Annotated in this window: 20 protein-coding genes and 1 tRNA gene; 2 read left to right on the top strand and 19 right to left on the bottom strand. The window is 72.2% G+C overall.

Features of this window, described 5'->3' with window-relative positions:
• The 4 genes from AB0B86_RS14220 to AB0B86_RS14205 form a co-directional block, all read right to left on the bottom strand.
• A complete protein-coding gene (locus tag AB0B86_RS14220; protein WP_357403515.1) occupies positions 1-321 on the bottom strand; it encodes a hypothetical protein in 321 nt (106 codons plus the stop codon).
• A gap of 249 nt (positions 322-570) precedes the next feature.
• A complete protein-coding gene (locus tag AB0B86_RS14215) occupies positions 571-1329 on the bottom strand; it encodes a Bax inhibitor-1/YccA family protein (RefSeq protein ID WP_357403517.1) in 759 nt (252 codons plus the stop codon).
• Positions 1330-1479: 150 nt separating this feature from the next.
• On the bottom strand, positions 1480-2295 hold the full coding sequence (locus AB0B86_RS14210; protein ID WP_357403519.1) for a Bax inhibitor-1/YccA family protein: 816 nt from the start codon (positions 2293-2295) through the stop codon (positions 1480-1482).
• 107 nt (positions 2296-2402) lie between these two features.
• Positions 2403-2483 (bottom strand) — tRNA-Leu (locus AB0B86_RS14205).
• Between the two features lie 101 nt (positions 2484-2584).
• Here AB0B86_RS14205 and AB0B86_RS14200 point away from each other — a divergent pair.
• Positions 2585-4444 carry a hypothetical protein gene (locus tag AB0B86_RS14200; protein ID WP_357418065.1) on the top strand — a complete coding sequence of 620 codons (1860 nt, stop codon included), beginning with the start codon at positions 2585-2587 and terminating at the stop codon, positions 4442-4444.
• A 64-nt stretch (positions 4445-4508) separates the two neighbouring features.
• Here AB0B86_RS14200 and AB0B86_RS14195 read toward each other — a convergent pair whose 3' ends face one another.
• The 13 genes from AB0B86_RS14195 to AB0B86_RS14135 form a co-directional block, all read right to left on the bottom strand.
• Positions 4509-5840 (bottom strand): NAD(P)/FAD-dependent oxidoreductase, encoded by a 1332-nt coding sequence (locus AB0B86_RS14195; protein ID WP_357403523.1) that lies wholly within the window; start codon positions 5838-5840, stop codon positions 4509-4511.
• A gap of 102 nt (positions 5841-5942) precedes the next feature.
• Entirely contained in the window at positions 5943-6506 is a 564-nt protein-coding gene (locus tag AB0B86_RS14190) for a hypothetical protein (protein WP_357403525.1), read from the bottom strand.
• Positions 6503-7942, bottom strand: a complete 1440-nt coding sequence (locus tag AB0B86_RS14185) for a DUF58 domain-containing protein (protein WP_357403527.1) — start codon at positions 7940-7942, stop codon at positions 6503-6505. The genes AB0B86_RS14190 and AB0B86_RS14185 overlap by 4 nt, the downstream gene beginning before the upstream one ends.
• Positions 7942-8949, bottom strand: coding sequence for a MoxR family ATPase (locus AB0B86_RS14180; protein ID WP_357403529.1), 1008 nt, complete (start codon positions 8947-8949; stop codon positions 7942-7944). Before AB0B86_RS14180 ends, AB0B86_RS14185 begins: the two co-directional genes overlap by 1 nt.
• The gene (locus tag AB0B86_RS14175; RefSeq protein ID WP_357403531.1) at positions 8949-9530 is read right to left on the bottom strand and encodes a hypothetical protein; all 582 of its coding nucleotides are present in this window, start codon (positions 9528-9530) and stop codon (positions 8949-8951) included. Before AB0B86_RS14175 ends, AB0B86_RS14180 begins: the two co-directional genes overlap by 1 nt.
• On the bottom strand, positions 9527-10309 hold the full coding sequence (locus AB0B86_RS14170) for a DUF4129 domain-containing protein (protein WP_357403533.1): 783 nt from the start codon (positions 10307-10309) through the stop codon (positions 9527-9529). The genes AB0B86_RS14175 and AB0B86_RS14170 overlap by 4 nt, the downstream gene beginning before the upstream one ends.
• 21 nt (positions 10310-10330) lie before the next feature.
• On the bottom strand, positions 10331-11044 hold the full coding sequence (locus tag AB0B86_RS14165; RefSeq protein ID WP_357403535.1) for a uracil-DNA glycosylase: 714 nt from the start codon (positions 11042-11044) through the stop codon (positions 10331-10333).
• A 19-nt stretch (positions 11045-11063) separates the two neighbouring features.
• Complete coding sequence (locus tag AB0B86_RS14160) at positions 11064-11750, bottom strand: dienelactone hydrolase family protein (protein WP_357403537.1); 687 nt, start codon at positions 11748-11750, stop codon at positions 11064-11066.
• Positions 11751-11947: 197 nt separating this feature from the next.
• Positions 11948-12688 carry a hypothetical protein gene (locus AB0B86_RS14155; RefSeq protein ID WP_357418063.1) on the bottom strand — a complete coding sequence of 247 codons (741 nt, stop codon included), beginning with the start codon at positions 12686-12688 and terminating at the stop codon, positions 11948-11950.
• Between the two features lie 131 nt (positions 12689-12819).
• Positions 12820-13869, bottom strand: coding sequence for a hypothetical protein (locus AB0B86_RS14150; RefSeq protein WP_357403541.1), 1050 nt, complete (start codon positions 13867-13869; stop codon positions 12820-12822).
• A complete protein-coding gene (locus tag AB0B86_RS14145) occupies positions 13866-14198 on the bottom strand; it encodes a PadR family transcriptional regulator (RefSeq protein ID WP_030328782.1) in 333 nt (110 codons plus the stop codon). Before AB0B86_RS14145 ends, AB0B86_RS14150 begins: the two co-directional genes overlap by 4 nt.
• A 160-nt stretch (positions 14199-14358) precedes the next feature.
• Positions 14359-15300, bottom strand: a complete 942-nt coding sequence (locus AB0B86_RS14140) for a Ppx/GppA phosphatase family protein (RefSeq protein WP_357403755.1) — start codon at positions 15298-15300, stop codon at positions 14359-14361.
• 22 nt (positions 15301-15322) lie between these two features.
• A complete protein-coding gene (locus AB0B86_RS14135; protein WP_357403543.1) occupies positions 15323-16360 on the bottom strand; it encodes a helix-turn-helix domain-containing protein in 1038 nt (345 codons plus the stop codon).
• A gap of 97 nt (positions 16361-16457) precedes the next feature.
• On the opposite strand from AB0B86_RS14135, the gene AB0B86_RS14130 reads away from it, so the two are divergent.
• Positions 16458-17348 carry a PHB depolymerase family esterase gene (locus tag AB0B86_RS14130; RefSeq protein ID WP_357403545.1) on the top strand — a complete coding sequence of 297 codons (891 nt, stop codon included), beginning with the start codon at positions 16458-16460 and terminating at the stop codon, positions 17346-17348.
• Here AB0B86_RS14130 and AB0B86_RS14125 read toward each other — a convergent pair whose 3' ends face one another.
• Both AB0B86_RS14125 and AB0B86_RS14120 read right to left on the bottom strand, forming a co-directional pair.
• Positions 17349-17870 (bottom strand): amino-acid N-acetyltransferase, encoded by a 522-nt coding sequence (locus tag AB0B86_RS14125; protein ID WP_357403547.1) that lies wholly within the window; start codon positions 17868-17870, stop codon positions 17349-17351. It abuts the gene before it with no gap.
• Complete coding sequence (locus AB0B86_RS14120) at positions 17867-18424, bottom strand: DUF501 domain-containing protein (RefSeq protein WP_357403549.1); 558 nt, start codon at positions 18422-18424, stop codon at positions 17867-17869. The genes AB0B86_RS14125 and AB0B86_RS14120 overlap by 4 nt, the downstream gene beginning before the upstream one ends.
• Between the last annotated feature and the right edge of the window lie 20 nt (positions 18425-18444).

Here is an 18444-nt window from a genome sequence, read left to right as displayed (position 1 = left end):
TCATAGCGCGCTGCGGGTCGCCGTCACCTCGGCGGCGGCCCGCGCCAGCACCTCGTCGCTGGCGCCGGTAGCCCGCAGGTCGGCCGTCACCACCCGCAACTGATCGGGCAACGCCAGGTCGTTGTCGAGCCGGGGTACGGCCCGACGCGGTTCGCCCTCGGCGTCGGCGGCCAGGTTGGCGATTTCCTGCACCAACCGGTGCACCAGGTCGGCGCGGGGCACGTTGCCGGTGGCCGCGACCGCCGCCCAGCGCGGCTGCTCCCAGTGCCCGACCTGACGGACCAGCAACTGCACTGCCTGATCCAACTCCGCTGCGCTCATCGCCATCGAGTCTACGGCCGGCCGGCGCCGCGCCCGAGATCGACTCGGCCTCCGGGAAACCGGGGTATCACCGCGCCCAGGACACCCCGCATCGAAGAAAACCGAGTCGATCACGCCGGTCGGGCCGAAGGACAGGCCGCCGGGAGAAAGGCCGTCGTGGGTAGGGCCGGTCGGCCGGAGGGCGGGTCGCCGGGGGCCGCTCGGCCGGAGGGCGGGTCGCCGGGGGCAGTGCGGTCGCGGGGGCGGCGGTCACCGGCGCAGGTAGCTGAGCAGCCGCAGTAGCTGCCAGTAGAGGAAGACCAGGCCGGTGAGCAGGCCGAACGCGCTCAGCCACGCGTACCGGCGGGGTCGACCGTCGCGCACCGACCGTTCAACGAGGTCGAAGTCCAGGATGAAACTGAACGCCCCGGCGATGATCGCCACCACCGAGAAGGCGTACGGCAGCCAGCCCACCTGCCCACTGACGCTGTAGACGGCCAGGCCCGGCCGGCCGGAGATCAGGTACGACACCAGGTTGACCACGCTGAGCACGGCGATCCCGAGCAACGTCCCGATCACCAGGCGGGCCAGCCGGGGCGTCGCCCGGATCACCCGGGCCCGGTAGAGCGCCGCCATGCCGAGGAAGACGCCGAACGTGCCGGCCACCGCCTGCACCACGATGCCCGGGTAGACCTGCTCGAAGGTGCGACTCGCCACCCCGAGCAGCAGGCCCTGAAGTACTGCGTACCCGACGATCGGCACCGGGTTGGTGATGCCCCGCAACGAGATGACCAGCACCAGCGCGATCGAGGCGAGCGCGCTGCCGGCCAGCGCGGCGCCGAGCCAGACCGCGTCCGGGATCACCAGCCACGACACCGTCGCCGCCACCCCGGTGACCAGCAACAACCCGACGGTACGGATCACCACGTCGTCGACAGTCATCGGCTCGACGTCGCGGGCACCGAGCACCCGGGCCTCCACCCGGCCGGTCTCGTCCAGCCGGTTGAGCACCGGGTTGTCGCTGCGCACCGCTGCCTCCTCCGCCCGCGTACCCCAGGGGTGTGTGCCCTTGCAGTCACTCTGCCCCGGGCGGACCGGCGGCGGCGGGGAAACGGCGTTGACGACGGCGCCCGCCCCCGCCGAAGCGGGAGCGGGCGCCGGTCGGCAGTGCGGACGAGGTCAGTCGTCGCCCTGGAAGTAGCTCAGCAGGCGCAGGATCTCGATGTAGAGCCAGACCAGGCTGACCAGGATGCCGAACGCGGCCACCCAGGAGTAGCGCTGCGGCAGGCCCATCCGGACGCCGTCCTCGATCTCCTTGAAGCTGAGCACGAAGCTCAGCGAGGCGACCACGATGCAGACCAGGCTGAAGCCGATGGCCAGCGGGCTGCCGTCACGCAGGCCGGTGTTGACGCCGAACAGCGCCAGCACCAGGTTGATCAACATGACCGCGAAGAGGCCGGTCATCACCGCGATCATGCCCTTGACGAACGCCGGGGTGGCCCGGATGACCTTCGCCCGGTAGAGCATCGCCATCAGGAAGAAGATGCCGAAGCTGGCCGCTGCGGCCTGGAGCACGATGCCGTCGTACGCCGTCTCGAAGGCCTTGCTGACCATGCCGACGAAGACACCCTCGACGACCGCGTACGCGATGACGAGCGCCGGGTTGGCCATCCGGGAGAACGAGATGATCATGCCGAGGACCAGGCCGACCACCGCCGCGCCGATCCAGGCGGTGCCGACGAGCGCGTCGGGCACGAGCACCCAGGCTGCCGCGGCGGTGATGCCGAGGATGCCGAGCAGAGCGACGGTCTTGACGACGACGTCGTCAACTGTCATCGGCGCCACGGTGGGCGGCGCGGCCGGGTAACCGGCCTGGGACGGGTACTGCTGGGGAATGCCGGGCTGTCCGTACGGCCCGGCCGGGGCGTACCCGGCGGAGCGCTCCCGCTCGGCCGCCTGGCCGAGCCGGGCGAGCACCGGGTTCGAGGTCTTCACTGTCTGGCCTCCCTCAGGGGGTCGTTTGCACGTGAACGTGCCCTCCAAGAGTAGACGGCGCGGCCAAGCCCGGGTGATCACGAATGAGAATGTGTCGAGCTGGAAGGTGCCCGGGGCGGGGGTCGAACCCGCACGCCTTGCGGCAGCCGCTTTTAAGGCGGCCGTGTCTGCCGTTCCACCACCCGGGCGGGTGGCACCGGCGCGTCGACACGCGCGGTGCAGTGTCACCGTAACCGGTTAGCGGCGACCCGACGTACCCAGCAGGGCATGCCACATTAGGGTCGGTGCCGTGAGCAGCGCAGCCCCGACGGCCCCCGACGCCGCCCCTGAGCAGGCCCTGCGCCTCGCCCGACGGGTCGACCGCCGGCCGCGGGCCGCCCGGCTGCTGGCCGCCGTGCACCGACACCGGGCGGATCTGCTCGTCGGTCTGGCCTGGGTGGCGCTGGCCGGCTGGCTCACCCACGGGCTGTGGCCCGATCCGGCCGGCCGCACCCTGGCGCTCAACCCAGAAGACCAGACCCTCTACGAATGGTTCCTGGCGGTCGACGCCCGTGCGCTGCTCGGGGACTTCGACCTGCTCACCGACCGGCTCAACGCGCCCGACGGCGTCAACCTGATGGCCAACACCACGGTGATCGCGCTCGGTGTCGTCGTCGCGCCGGTCACCCTGCTGCTTGGCGCACCGGTCAGCTTCGCGCTGCTCGCCGCCGCCAACCTCGCCGGCACCGCCGTCGCCTGGTACCTGCTGTTGCACCGGATGCTGCGTGCCCGCCGGCTGGCTGCCGCGCTCGGCGCGGGCCTGTGCGGCTTCGGCCCCGGCATGGTCTCGCAGACAAACAGCCACCTGCACATGACCGCCCAGTGGCTGGTGCCGGTGATCGTCTGGCTGGTGGTCCGGCTGCTGCGGGCGGCCGACCCCGGGCCGGTGACACCCGACCAGAGCGGGCCGGTCCGACCCGAGAGCCCGGATCGCCGCCGGATGGTCACCTCGGCGGTCGGGCTGGCCGGCGCGGTGAGCACGCAGGTCTTCATCGGCGAGGAGGTGCTCTTCCTGGCCGCCCTCACCCTGCTGGTGATGGCGATCGGCTACGCCGTGGCGGACCGGGACCTGGCCCGGCGGGCACTGCCCGGCTTCGCCGGTGGGCTGGCCATCGCCGCCGGGCTCGCCCTGCTGGTGCTCGGCTATCCGCTGTGGTTCCAGTTCGCCGGGCCGCAGGGGGTCGCCGACGGCATGTTCACCCCTGCCTACTTCTCCGCCGACCTGAGCAGCTGGTGGGCGGTGTCCCCGCTGTCGGTGGCCGGTAGCGACGAGGCGGCCCGGCTGACCACCGGTCCGGCCGAGTACAACACCTTCCTCGGCTGGCCCCTCCTGCTTGTCACGGTGGCCTGCGCGATCTGGGCCGGGCGACGCCGACTCGTCTTCGCCTGCGTCGTGGCCGGCCTCGTGATGGGTGCGCTCTCGCTCGGCCCCGAGGTGGTGCTCGGTGGCACCAAGACCGCGCTCCCCGGCCCGTACGCGCTTGTCGGCGGGCTACCGGTGGTGGACGGCGCGTTGCCGATGCGGTTCGCGCTGGCGTTGCTGCCGATCGTCGCGACGCTGCTCGTGCTCGCCGTCGACCGGGCTCTGCGCAGCACCGGTCGAGCCCGGCGGCTGGTGCCACTGGCCGTCGGCGCGGCGCTGCTGCCGATCTTCCCCACTCCGCTGCCGACCGCCGACCGACCCGCAGTGCCGGAGTTCGTCACCGGCGGCCACTGGCGGCAGTGCGTACCACCCGGTGGAGTGTTGGTTCCGGTGCCGCTGCCCACGCCCAAGGAACCCGGGCCGATGCGCTGGGCCACCGCCGCCGACGCCGCCTTCAGCCTGCCCGAAGGGTTCTTCATCGGCCCGTACGGGCGGGGCGGCACCGCGGCGATGGGCACCTTCAAGCAGCCCACGTCCGCGCTGCTGGCGGACGTCGCCCGGCGCGGTGACCAACCGGCCATCGGTGACGAGCAGCGCCGGCAGGCCGCCCGGGACGCGGACTTCTGGGGCGCCTCCTGCGTGGCGCTGGCCGACGACGCCCCACACGCGGAGAGTCTGCGGGCGACCCTGGAACAGCTCTACGGCCCGGCCACCCGGATCGCCGACGCCTGGACCTGGCGGGTCTGACGGTCTGTCCAGGCGTACGGAAGGACCCCTTCCAGATCGGAAGGGGCCCTTCGCTACAGCTGGGTCAGACGCGCGGGGCGCCGACCGGCTGGGATGCCTCGGAGAACTCCTCGCGCGGGTCGTGCAGCTGCCCGAGGGCTACCACCTCACGCTTGAGGACGAACGCCAGCGTCCAGTCCACCACCACGCGGACCTTGCGGTTGAACGACGGGATCCGGCTCATGTGGTACGTCCGGTGCATGACCCACGCCGGCCAGCCGGTCATCTTGATCCCGTACACCTGGGCGACGCCCTTGTGCAGACCGAGGCTCGCGACGCTACCGACGTGCTTGTGCTTGTAGTTGACCGGCTCACGGCCCCGGACCACGGCCACGATGTTGTCGGCCATCCGGGCGGCCTGGCGCACCGCGTGCTGCGCGCTCGGCGAGCAGAAGTTGCCCGGCTCCTTGGTGAGGTCCGGCACCGCGGCGCAGTCACCGGCGCTCCACGCGCCCTCGACCACCTGGTCGCCGTCGACCACCTGGAGAGTTGGCAGGCAGGTGATCCGCCGACGGTCGTCGCGCGGGAAGTCGGTCGCGTCGAGCATCGGCGACGGCTTCACGCCGGCCGTCCACACGATGGTGTCGGACCGGAAGCTGTCCCCGTCGGAGAGCTTGACCACCCCGTCGACGCAGGACTCGAGCCGGGTGTCCAGCCGGATGTCCATGTTGCGCTTCATCAGCTGCTGCACCGTGTAGGCGCCCATGTCCCGGTCGACCTCGGGCAGCACCCGCTGGGTCGCCTCGACGAGCACCCAGCGCACCTCGTCCTGGTTCAGCTCCGGGTAGTAGCGCAGGGCGTCGCGAGCCATGTCCTCCATCTCGGCGAGCGCCTCGATGCCGGCGTACCCACCACCGACGAAGGTGAAGGTGAGCGCCGAACGGCGAACGTCCGCATCCGCCGTGGCGGCCGCGACGTCGAGCCGGTCCAGGACGTGGTTGCGCAGGTAGATCGCCTCGCCGATGGTCTTGAACCCGATGCCCTGCTCGTGCAGGCCGGGGATCGGCAGGGTGCGGGACACCGACCCCGGGGCCACGACCACGTGGTCGTACGTGATCTCCCGGGCCGGGCCGCTGATCGGCTGGACGGTGGCCACCTTGCGGTCGTGCTCGATCCGCGTGACAGTGCCGGCCACCATCTTGCACCGCCGCAACTCCCGCCGCAGCGGCACCACGGAGTGCCGTGGGGAGATGTTGCCCGCCGCCGCCTCGGGCAGGAACGGCTGATAGGTCATGTGCGGCTGGGGGTCCACCACCATGACCTCAGCCTCACGGGAGCTGAGCTTCTTCGACAGGCGCAGCGCCGCGTACAGACCGACGTGCCCGGCACCCACCACAAGGATCCGCTTCGGATTCACGTTGTCTATCTTTCCCCGGCCGGCTCAGGTAATGCCGCTCGCGGCCCCCATCTGTGACGGAGCACAACCCATGTGACCTGCGTAACCCTCAGGTCGCAGCGGTCACCGCCGTCGCAACAGCCAGCCCAGCAACGCCGCCGTCGCCACGGCCAGCACCAGCCCCAGCACCGTCACCCACTGGTATCCGGCCTCCCCACCCATCCCCGCGGCCTGCAACAACAGCACAGCGAGCACCGCGGTGCCCAGCAGGACGCCGCCCGCCCGCAGCAACCACCGGCTGACCAGCGCCGGGTCCACCACCGCGTCGTAGGGCAGCAGGGCGGCAAGCGCGCAGAGGGTGTGCGCCAGGTAGAGCAGGGCGGCGACGGCGAGCAGCCGCCAGAGGGCGACCGGGCGGCCGTACCCGTCGGTGGCGAGCAGCCAACCGCCAACCGTGACCAACGCCGTGAAGACCGCCCAGAGCCGGCGCGGACCGAATGCGGGCAACAGCGCGGCGAACGCCAGGAAGAGGAGCGGCCGGCCGGAAAGCGCCTCGGCGGGGAAGGCCAGGGCGAAACCGGCAAACACGATGACGAAGATCCCGGCCCGGACCAGCAGCGGGGCGAGGCTGATGCGGGCCACCGCGTTCTGGGCGGCCCGCACCCGCCCGGTTACCGCCTCGATCATCTGCCACCAACCCTCGGAGCCGTCGCCAACCGGGCCACGTCCCGCAGCACCTGATCCAGACTGCCGGCGCCGGCCCAGCGCACCACAGGTACGCCGTGCTCCCGGAGCTGCCCGATCATGACGTCCCGGTCCAGGCGCCACAGCCGGTACGCCACCTCGGCCCAGCCCTGGTTCTTCGGCGACGCCAGGTCGGTCGGCAGGGTGTCGACTGCCACCACGAACCGTCCGGCGCGGGCCAGCCGGGCGAGCATCTGCGCCGACCGTTCGTCAAGCAGCGGGGTCAACACCACCACAAGCGCGTCCGAGGAGAGCAGTTGCGGGCCGAAGACCTGGTCGTACGGCTCGTGCGAGGAGGGTTGGACCTGCACGTCGAGCAGCCACTCCAGCACTGTCAGGTACTGCCGACGCCCGGCCGCCGGACGCAACCGGCGAGCTGCCGGCCCGTACTCCAACAGCGAGACCCGGTCGCCACGGTGCAGGTAGTGCTCGGCGATCGCGGCGGTGGCCCGGACCGTGGTGTCGAGCACCGAGGCGGCGCCACTCACCCCGCCGGAGCGGCCGGCCTCGGCGAGCACGTCGAGCAGCACCACCACCTCCGCGTCGCGGTCGGAGAGCGTGGCTGCCACGTGCAACTGCCGGGCGCGCAACGACACCCGCCAGTCGATGCGGCGCAGCCGGTCCCCCGGCGCGAAGATCCGTACCCCGGCCAGCTCGCCACCCTCGCCGGGTCGGCGGGAGTGGTGCGCCCCGACCAGCCCGGCGGCGCGGGGCATGGCCTCGACGGCCTCGAACGGCTCGGTACGCGGGTACACCCGCACCCGGACCGGCTCGGTCAGCACCGCCCGGGAGACCAGCAGGCCGCCGGCCGTGGCGACCCGGGCACCGGCCGGTCCCACCGGATGCCGGCCCCAGCGCGTGGCCTGGCCGGCGAGTTCCAGATCCGCCACCGTCGCGGTGGGCACCGTCGTCACGAACGGTCGGTCGGCGAGGGAACGGCCCCTGCCGGCCGGGGCCCCACCGGCGGCCGCCGTGGTGGCGGCCGGTGGCACGTCGTCGGCGACGCCGTCCTGGGCGAAGCCGGCCCGGTCGATGCGCAGCCACGGCGACACCCGGGAACGCACCACCACCAGGTCGTAGTCGACAGTGTCCGGATTGCCGACGCTCACCAACGCCGTCACGTCGCCGCCCTCGACAAGCGGCCCGTCCGCACCCTGGGTGATCCACACCTGCGGCAGCGCCGTGGGCCGCCGACGCAGCGCGTACGCGGTGCCCAGCGCGAACGGGGCGGCCAGCACGATCAGGTCGACCCGCCCCAGCAGCACCCCCGCCACCAGCAGCAGACCGGCGAGCAGCACCGCCCGGCCGAGCGCACGGGTGGGCGCCCAGCCGGCAGCCGGTTCCGGCTCGGTGGCCGTCGGCACTGTCGGTACGGTCATCAGAGCCGAGGCCCGCCAGCGGCGTAGCTGGGCAGCGCGCCGCTCGCCGGAGCGGGGGTTGACTCCAGCACCTCGCCGACCACGAACGCCGGGTCTACCCGGCGCAACCACATCTCCGGGCGCAGGGTGATCCGGTGGGCCAGGGCGGGCGCCGCCACCTCCTTGACGTCCTCCGGCACCACGTAGTCCCGGCCGCCGAACACCGCGCGGACCCGGGCCAGCAGCAGCAGCGCCAACGATCCACGCGGGGAGGCGCCGACAAGCACCGACGGGTGCTCCCGGGTGGCCGCGGTGAGGGCGACGATGTAGCGGCCGATGGAGTCCTCCACCACCACGTCTTCCAGGGCGGCCTGCATGGCCCGCAGGGTGGCGGCGTCGACCACCGCCTTGATGTCGGCCTCCTCACGGCGGCGGCTCATCCGGCGGCGGAGCACCTCCCACTCCTCCTCGTGCTGCGGATAGCCGAAGGAGACCCGCAGCAGGAACCGGTCCAGCTGGGCTTCGGGCAGCGGGTACGTGCCCTCGTACTCGATCGGGTTGGCGGTGGCCAGCACGTGGAACGGCTCGTCCAGCTTGTAGGTCACCCCCTCCACCGAGACCTGCTTCTCCTGCATCGCCTCCAGCAGCGCGGACTGCGTCTTCGGTGGCGTCCGGTTGATCTCGTCGGCGAGCAGCAGGTTGGTGAAGACCGGCCCGGCCCGGAAGGTGAAGTCGCCGTTGCGCTGGTCGTAGAGGAACGAACCGGTGACGTCGGCGGGGAGCAGGTCGGGAGTGAACTGCAACCGGCGGAAGTCCAGGCCCAGCGCCTGGGCGAACGAACGTGCGGTGAGCGTCTTGCCCAGCCCCGGCAGATCTTCGAGCAGCACGTGACCGCCCGCCAGGATGCCGGCGAGGACCAACTCCAACGCGTCCCGCTTGCCGACCACGACGGTGCCGACCGCGTCCAGCACCGCCCGAGCCAGGTGGCCTACCTCGGCGGGGGCAATGCTCCGGTCCACGTCGTTCATCAGATCTTCTCCAGTTCGGCGACGATCACCGCGAGGTCGCGTGGCGACGGGGTGCGGCGAGGCGGGGTCTCCAGGAACGTCCACAGCAGGTCACCCAGCAGGACACGGGCGCGGGCCGGGTCCGACTCGCGGGTGACGCCGTGCTTCAGGCGCATCCGTTCGTCGGCCAGTTCAGCGATGCGGGGCAGGACCACCCCGGTGAAACGTTCGGGTCGGCTCGTGGACCAGTCCAGCGGCCATTCCCAGCGATTGATCGCGGCGCGCACCGCGTCCCGGGCACCCCAGTTGTAGCTGCCGTCCTCCTCACCCGTCCCGCTCCGGCCAGCCACCGGCAACGGCGGCGGCGCGAGCAGGGCGCTGACCCGGCGGACCGCCAGCACGGCGAGCACCCCGGCGATGAGGACGGGCAGCGAGACCTGGAGGCCAACCGCGCGGAGGCCGACGAGCAACACCGCGACGACAGCGGCGGCCCACGCGAGGGCGCGCACCACCGGGCCGATCCGGGAGCGGGGCGGCTCCGGCCCTCTCGGCGCCGGCTCCTCCTCGAACGTGAGCAGGTCGTCGATGCTTGTGCTGCTCATGCCGTCACCGCCGTGAGCTCTCCGCGCAGCCGACGAAGCGCGGCGCGGGCCTGGTCGCGGGTGCGTTCGTCGACCGGGCGGGTGGCGTAGCGGGCCTCCCGGTAGACGTGTGCGAACTCGGCGAGCACGTCGGCGCTGACGATGGCCGGGACGCCGGCCGCCGGGTCACCCTGCAGCAGCCGGCTGACCAGGTCGGTGGGGGTGTCCCCGGCGAGCCGTGGCACGCCGGCCGCGGCGGCGGCCTCCTCCAGGCGCACCCAGCACGCGATCACCGCCACCCGGGGATCGGTGTCCCGGTCGTCGAGCTCCACCAGGCCGGCGTCGAGGGCAGCCACCACCTCACGGGCGGTGCCCTCGGCGGTACGTCGGGCCCGCTGCGCCGGCAGGGCCCGGGTGCCGCGGCGCAGTGCGCCCCGGATCAGAATCCAGGACAGGTAACCGAGGGCGGCGAGGATGGCCAGCCCCAGCAGCACCAGTGCCACTGTGGCGACCCACTGCGGGATGTGCGCCTGAGTGGCCTCACCGGCGGTACGCGGCTCGACCGGAATGGACGGCGACGGCTCGGCGGTCGGGTACTCGGGCACCCACGGGACGTTCTCCGCGGCCGGCGGGATGCGGCTGGCCCCGATCGACGAGTGCGCGGACGCCAGCGCGGCACCGGCGAGCAGCGCGGCGACCGTGACGACCGGCCACCACCGGCGCAGCAGACCGAGCGCCGGGCGCACCACCCCAGGCTCGGCGGCCCGCACCGGGGTGGCGGGGCGTGTTCCGTCTGTCATCGCCACCACCCCACGCGCGTCTCAGTCCACCCCGGCCAGCTGCTTAGCCTGGTCGAAGACATCGTCCAGCATCTCTGGTGTCAGCCGCCCGGTGAAGGTGTTCTGCTGGCTGACGTGATAGCAGCCCAGCACGTCCGGAGCGGCTGTGCCGGACCAGTGTGCCCCATGACCGAACGCCGGTCGCGGGCTGGGCGGGCGCTGCCCGTACACCTGGCGAAGCACCGGCCACCACGCGGCCCAGGCGAACGCACCGAGCGCGACGACGACACGCAGCGTGGGCTGGATCAGCGTGACCTCGCGGTGCAGCCAGGGCGCGCAATTGTCCCGCTCCGACGGGGTCGGCTTGTTGTCCGGCGGCGCACACCGGACAGCCGAGAAGATCCGCAGGTCCCGCAGGGTGAGCCCGTCGTCGGCGGCGACGCTTGTCGGCTGGTTGGCCAGCCCGGCCCGGTGCAGCGCGGCGAACAGCACGTCACCGGACCGGTCACCGGTGAAGATCCGGCCGGTGCGGTTGCCGCCGTGCGCGGCGGGGGCCAACCCGAGGATGGCGATCCGCGCGTCGCCGGTGCCGAAGCCCGGCACCGGGCGGCCCCAGTATTCCTGGTCACGGAAGGCCGCCCGGCGGGTGCGAGCGACCTCTTCCCGCCACCGGACCAGCCGGGGGCAGGCGAAACAGTCGCTCACCGCTGCGTCCAGGTCGGCCAGGTCGGTCGCCCGCGCTGCGCGGGCGACCACCTGCTCGGGGGTACGCGACTCAGCCAAGCTTGGCCCGGAAGAGTTCGAGGGTGCGGGCCCAGGCACTGGCGGCGGCGCGCTGGTCGAACGCCTCCGGTCGGTCGTCGTTGAAGAAGGCGTGCGAGGTGCCCGGATAGTCGTAGAGGTGGCAGTCGCCGCCGGCTTCCTCGATGGCCCGGCGGGCCGTCTGGATGCCCTCGGCGGTCGAGGTGCCGTCCTCTTCGGAGCAGTGGATGACCGCGGCCTTGCCGGCGTAGTCGGCCCAGTCGGGGCGCATCGACTCCCACGGCAGCACCGGATAGAAACCGGCGGTAGCGACGATCCGCTCGGAGACGGTGGCCGACCACAGCGCGAGGCTGCCACCGGCGCAGAAGCCCACCGCACCGACCTTACCGGTGACCTCGGGCCGCCCGGCGAGATAGTCGGCAGCGCCGGCGATGTCCTTCGCCGCCTCGTCCATCCGCATCGCCATCAGCAGCCGCTGCGCCTCGTCCGGCTCGCTTGTCGTCTCCCCGTGGTAGAAGTCCGGGGCGAGAGCGACGAAGCCGGCCTCGGCGAACCGCTCCGCAACCGACCGGATGTGCGGAACCAGGCCCCACCATTCCTGGATGACGATGACGGCGGGGCTGGCCATGCCACTGGCGGGTATCGCGAGATACCCCTCGCTCGTACCCCCGTTGCTGCGGTAGGTCACCATTTCGCCCATGGGCCGTCCTCCTAGCGGTCAGTCATCGTTGGCTGGTCGCCCAGTGGTCCTAGTGCCGAAAGCCTGCCATGCCGCGCCGCCGCCGGGAAGACGCCGGAACAGTGGCATTCACCTCCCGTTTGCCCGCCGGTGACGTCGGGTACGCCGACGGCGGCGGGGTAGGCCCCCGCCGCCGTCGATGTCGAGTTGCCCCTTGGTCAGGCCTTCTTGGTCAGGCAGAGCACGTAGCCCGTCTTGCCGGGCAAGATGCTTGAGTAGATGTAGCCCTCTTCTTCCGGCTTGAAGTACTGCTCGCACGCGGTGTCGGCTCGGGCCTGGGCCTCGGTCTGGTCGTTGACCCGACCAACCACGTTGTACGCCGCCTCGGTGGAGCTGCACTCGACGATCCGGGCGTCGGTGACCTTCTCCTGCTTCGTGCCGGTGACCTCGGGCAGCTCGGCGATGCAGTCTCCGGCCTTGGCGGCAGCCGTCTCGTCCTTGTTGACGACGTTGGCGATCGCCGAGACGACACCGAACTTCAGGCCGGCGACGACGACGACCGCGAGGACCGCGCCGACGATGCCGAGGATCTTCGTCGCACCGGACTTCTTCACCTCCGGCTCAGCCGACTGCAGCTCAGCCGACTGCAGCTCAGCGGACTCCGGCTCGGCCGACTTCGCCTCAGCGGACTCCGGCTCAGCGGACTCCGCCTCAGCCGACTTCGGCTCAGCCGACTTCGACTCAGCCGACTCGGGCTCAACGGACTTCGACTCAGCGGACTTCGACTCAGCCGACTCCGACTCAGCCGACTTCGACTCAGCCGACTTCGGCTCGGCCGGGCGCGGCTCCGACTCGGCCGGACGTGACACCGCCGCCTGCGGCTCGGTCGGCTGCGTCTCGACGGCCGGCTCAGCCGGTGCGGCGTCGGACGCGGGTGGCGATGCGACCTGCTCTGGCACGGGGGGTTCCTTCCGAGGGGTTGATGAGCAGACGACACCGTAACGATCATTGATTTCCGGTGCCGTCCCGCTCGCCTCGTCCGTTCAGTTATTTTCCAGCCTCGCCCGCATGATCCAATTCACACCGTAAATCAACTCGTCGGGGTGGGGCTCGGCGTGCCGGCCGGCGTCGCGGTCGGCTCCCCCGAGGGTCGGTCGGTCGCCGTTCCGCTCGGCGTCGGCGTGCTGGTGGGCTCGGCCGTCGGCGTGCTTGTCGGCTCCGCCGTTGGCGTGCTGGTCGGCTCCGCCGTCGGCGTGCTGGGCAGCGTCGCGGCGGGGTCGGACCCGGCCGGCCCGCGGGGGCCGAAGGGCGCCCGGTCCACGCAGTACGGGTACGGCCGCAGCAGCGGATTGCCGTCCTCGCTGACCGGACCACAGTCCGGGTAGCCCAGGCGGATCGGGTTGCCGTCCTGGTCGAAGAGCCGGGCATTCTCCACCAGCCGGCCCTCACTGTCGTAGACGAAGACGTCCCGGACCCGGACGTACTGGCTGTCGGTTGAGGTCTGGTCGTAGTAGTAGTCGTTGGCGTGCTGACCCTCGGCGTTGACGAGCCCGACGAGCGCGAAGATCACAAGCACCGCGCTGGCCACCTGCACCGCCGAGCGCGGCCAGCGGGTCAGCTGGGCGGACCGGCGACCGAGCCAGATCGAGGCGAGGACGAAGCCGACCAGCATGATCAGGCCCGCCAGCAGCTCGCCACCGAAGCGGGGCAGCAGACCGAAACTGTCGCCGGTGCTCATCACGGTGACCAGCATCGCCGCCAGGTAGCCGCGCAGCACCCACCAGCCCGGGCGCAACAGACGGAGGAAGTCGCTGGCCGTCGCGTACCCCAGGGGTGGGCCGAACTGGGTGTCGATCGCGTTCAGGCGGCGGCGGAGTCGGACCATCGCGGTAGCGACCCGCTGGTCGAGATTGCGCCCGCCACTGCCCGGCGCGGCACCGGCCGCGGCGCGCAGCTCGGCCGCGTACGTCTCGGGCTCGCCCAGCCGCTCGACGAGGGTGCCCTCGGCCTCGGCGGCGACCTCGCTGAGGTGGTCGGCGAGGTCCTCGGTCAGCTCGTCGCGTTGGGTGGCCGGCAGGTCGGCCAGGGCGGCCCGGACCCGCGCCACATAGTCGGTGATTTCCTGCTGCACGACGGTCATGCCGCCATCCCCCGATCGTCGAGCAGACTGTCCATTGTGGTGGCGAACGAGCGCCAGAGCTTGCCGGAGCGGGTCAACTGGTCCCGCCCCGCGGCGTTCAGTGAGTAGTACTTGCGGTGCGGCCCGGATTCGCTCGGCACGACGTAGGTGGTGAGCAGACCGGCGGCGAAGAGGCGGCGCAGCGTCCCGTAGACCGAGGCGTCGCCGACCTCCTCCAGGCCGGCCTCACGCAACCGGCGCAGGATGTCGTAACCGTAGCCGTCCTCCTCCCGGAGGACGGCCAGGACGGCCATGTCGAGCACGCCCTTCAGCAACTGTGTGGTGTCCACGCATTGCACACTACTGTGCAATGCGAAGTAGCGTCAACGATGTCGCCCCGACACGCGCCGGCACGGGCGCTGGCGTGATCCACTCGGGTTCCTGGAAGTCGGGGCGTCAACCCGACCCGGACACCCCGACGTTACGAAACCGAGTCGATCACGCGCTCGGCTAGCGCCCGGAGGGCTGGAGACTCCAGGCGATGCCGTCGAGGATGTCGTGCTCCGAGGCCACCACCGACGGCATCCCGGCCCGCTCCATGATCACGCGGAGCACCAGCGCGCCCGCGCCGATCACATCGGCCCGGCCGGGGTGCATCACCGGGTTCGCCAACCGTTGCGCACGGGTCTGACCCAGCAGGTCCGCTGTCACCTGGGCAACCGCCTCGTACGACACCCGGGCGTGGTGGATGCGCTCCGGTTCGTACCCCCGCAGGCCCTGCGCGATGGCCACCACAGTGGTGACCGACCCGGCGAGGCCGACCAGGGTGGCCGCCGCGCGGCCGGGCACCACGGCGAGCGCCCGGTCCACCGCAGCCGCGATGTCGGCCTCTGCCGCCTTGACCTGGTCGGACGTCGGCGGGTCGGCGGGCAGGTGCCGCTCGGTCATCCGGACACAGCCGATGTCCACCGAGATCGCCGCCTGCACCCCCGCGCCCCGGTCACCGACCACGAACTCGGTGGAGCCACCGCCGATGTCGACGACCAGGAACGGCTCCTTCGCGTCGGCTGGCAGGCCGCGCACCGCGCCGGTGAACGACAGTCGGGCCTCCTCGTCGCCGGTGACGACCTCGGGTGTGACGCCGAGCGTGCCCCGCACCATCTCGGTGAAGTCGTCGGCGTTCGTGGCATCCCGGGAGGCCGAGGTGGCGCACATGCGCACCCGCTGCGCACCCAGCTTCTCGATGTCCGCCGCGTACGACGCCAGCGCCACCCGGGTCCGTTCGATCGCCTCCGGGGCCAACCGGCCGGTGCTGTCGACGCCCTGCCCCAGCCGGACGATCTCCATCCGCCGGGTCAGGTCGACAAGCGGCGCCTGCGGCCCGGCCGACGCGTCGGGCAGGTCGGCCACCAGCAGCCGGATCGAGTTGGTCCCGCAGTCGATGGCCGCCACACGCGTTGTCACGGCAGCAACCTTACGGCAGGACGGGCGCGCACTCCGCTGCCTGGCCGGGTGGCTGCCGGTCGGGTGATTCGGCGGACGAGCAGTTCGCCAACGCCGCGCCGAGCGCGGTCAGGTGATGCCGAACCGCCCCGCCCTCGCGCTCGCTGGCCACCAGACCGGCGGACCGCAGCGCGGAGGCGTGCTCCGAGGCCGAGGAGAGACTGATCCCGACGGCCCGGGACAGCACGGTGGTGGTCAACGCGCCGTCGACCGCCAGCCGACGAAGCACGAGCGCCCGGGTGGCGCCGAGCAGCCGACCGAGGGAATCACCCTCGGTGGTTGCCCCGAGCGTGGGCAGCACCGTCGGATAGACAAGCAGGATCGGGTGACCGGGCTGCACCAGCACCCGTGGGCGGGGTCCGGCCAACGGGGAGGGCAGCAGGGTCAGCCCGTGGCCGGTGCCGGGCAGATTTCCGCTCCACCACGTCCGCACCTCGAGCACCGGCTCCCGCCACCGGATCATCGGGTGCAACCCCGCGAAGAGCCCGTCCAGGCCATGCTGCGCCAGCCGCTGGCCGGCACAGGTCACCTGCTGGCGGTACGCGCCGGTCAGCTCGGGCCAGAGCGGGGCCAGGACCGCGTCGAACCAGGTCCGGACGGCTCCGCCGAACAGGTCAAGCACCTCCTGGTCGGCAGCCGCGAACCGTCGCCGTAGCGGGGTGACCGCCGTGTGCGCGTACGCGGCGGTGGCCTCGGCACGGATCCGCCGTGCCGGTGTGGCCCGGATCGCCGCCAGGCCCGCCTCGACCGACTCCCGGCCGGACAACGGGGTGACGAAATCCGGCAGGCGCCCCCGGGCCGGCAGCAGGTGCCGCAGCGTCGCGGTGGCGGCCCGCGCGGCGCCGGTGCCCTCGACCGCCGCCGCCCGGTCGGCAAGTGCCGGTGCCAACGCCGCAACCGTCGGGTCCCGTAACCACTGACCGGCCAGCAGCGCGGTGCCGACCGGGTGCAGCCGGTCGGCGAACCGCACCCGGCAGAGGTCGGCAGACCCGAGCTGGAGACGAAGCATGAGTCACAGCCTGCCTCCCTTCGCCCAGGGCCGAAAGGGTTGATCCGCCAGCGGGCCGCCCCCAGTGTGGATTCGGGTCGAACGGGGGGTGGTCGACGTGCGGCGGACGGCGGCGGTGTTGACGGCGGTCTGCGTGACTGTCATGGCTACGGCCTGTGGTGAGCGGGGGCGGCCCGCGCCGGCCCCGCCAACCGCATCCCCGCCGCCGAGTGAACGGCCCGCCCCGGGCGACCACGACCTCACCCTCAGCCACAACGGCCTGGACCGCACCTACCTGCTGCACGCGCCACCCGGGTACGAGCCGAGCCGGTCGCCCGCGCTGGTCATCGCGTTGCACTTCTATCCCGGAAGCGCCTCCTCGATGCGGGAGCTGGCCGGTCTGGACGCCAAGGCCGACAAGGACGACGTGCTGGTGGCCTACCCCGACGGGGTGGACGGCGGCTTCAACGCGCTGGTCTGCTGCGGCAAGGCCGACGACGTCGGCTTTCTCACCGCCCTCACCGAGCACCTGGTGCAGACCTGGCACGCCGACCCCAACCGGGTCTTCCTCACCGGCATCTCGAACGGCGGCGACATGAGCTTCCGGGCGGCGGTGGAGAGCACCGGCACGTTCGCCGCGATCGGGGTGGTGAGCGGTGGTTACAGCGGACAGCTGACCACGGCCGCGGACTACGTGCCGAAGCGCCCGGTCTCCGTGATCACCTTCATCGGCGGCCAGGACCGGTACGCCTCGACGTTCCAGACCGGCATGCAGACCTGGCAGCAGCGGCTCACCTGCCGGCCGAGCCCGAAGGCGTCCGGGGTGGCGGGCGTGACGCACACGGTGGCGGGCTGCGCGGACGGCAGCGAGGTGAGCGTCTACACCCTGCCCGAGATGGGCCACAGCTGGCCGGGGGCGAAGACCGGTTCGCTCGCCGCATCGTCCGCGGGCTTGTCGGCCACCGACCTGATGTGGCAGTTCTTCGCGGCGCACCCGCGCAGGGCCTGACTACAGCCGCAGCAGCATCCGGGTGTTGCCGAGGGTGTTCGGCTTCACCCGCTCCAGATCCAGGAACTCCGCGACACCCTCGTCGTACGAGCGCAGCAGCTGCTCGTACACCGGTTGCGGCACCGGTGCGCCGTCGATCTCCCGAAAACCGAACGCGCCGAAGAACTGCGTCTCGAAGGTGAGCACGAAGATCCGCGCCACGCCCAACTCCCGGGCCGCGTCGATCAGCTCGCCGACCAGCCGGTGCCCGATGCGCCGGCCCCGACAGGACGGGTCCACGGCCACCGTGCGGATCTCGGCCAGGTCCTCCCACATGACGTGCACCGCGCCGCAGCCCACCACGACGTCGTCCTCGGCCCGGACCGCGACCCGGAACTCCTGCACCTGCTCGTAGAGGGTGACTGTCGCCTTGCTCAACAGTCGCCGGTCGTTCGTGTAGGTGTCGACGAGCCGCCGAATGCCGCGCACGTCGCCGGTGCGAGCCCGCCGTACCGTGATTTGATCCGCCGTCTGCGCGTTCACTCGCCCGCCGGGACGTCCACGCACGGGCCCGCCGTCCACCAGGGCTCGACCAGTTCCAACGTCTCGTCCCCGAACGGGTTGACCCCGGGGCCGGCGCCCAGCGCGTGCCCCAGGTGCACGTGCAGGCACTTGACCCGGCCCGGCATGCCGCCCGCCGAGATGCCGGCGATCTCCGCCACCTCGCCGATCGCCTCGCGGCGGGCGAGGTAGTCCTCGTGCGCGGCCCGGTAGTGGGCGGCCAACTCGGGGTCCGTCGTCAGCCGGTCCGCCATCTCCTTCATCAGCCCCGCCGACTCCAGCCGGCTGCACGCAGCTGTGGCCCGGGGGCAGGTCAGGTAGTAGAGCGTGGGAAACGGCGTGCCGTCGGCGAGGCGGGGGGTCGTCTCCACCACGTCCGGGAGTCCACACGGGCAGCGGTGCGCCACCGCCCGGGTGCCCCGGGGCGTGCGGCCGAGCTGCGCGGCCACGGCGGCCAGGTCGGCCTCGGTGGCCGGCTCACGCTGCGGCAGGGGTACGGAATCCGCCGCCGGCTCCGACGGTGGTACGACAGTCACGGTGCCCATCTCTCCTGGTG

Origin of the sequence: Micromonospora sp. NPDC049047 (genome assembly GCF_040649135.1) — a bacterium.
GTDB lineage: Bacteria > Actinomycetota > Actinomycetes > Mycobacteriales > Micromonosporaceae > Micromonospora.
Note: the sequence above shows the minus strand (reverse complement) of the source record. Positions and strands in the feature narration are given on the sequence as shown.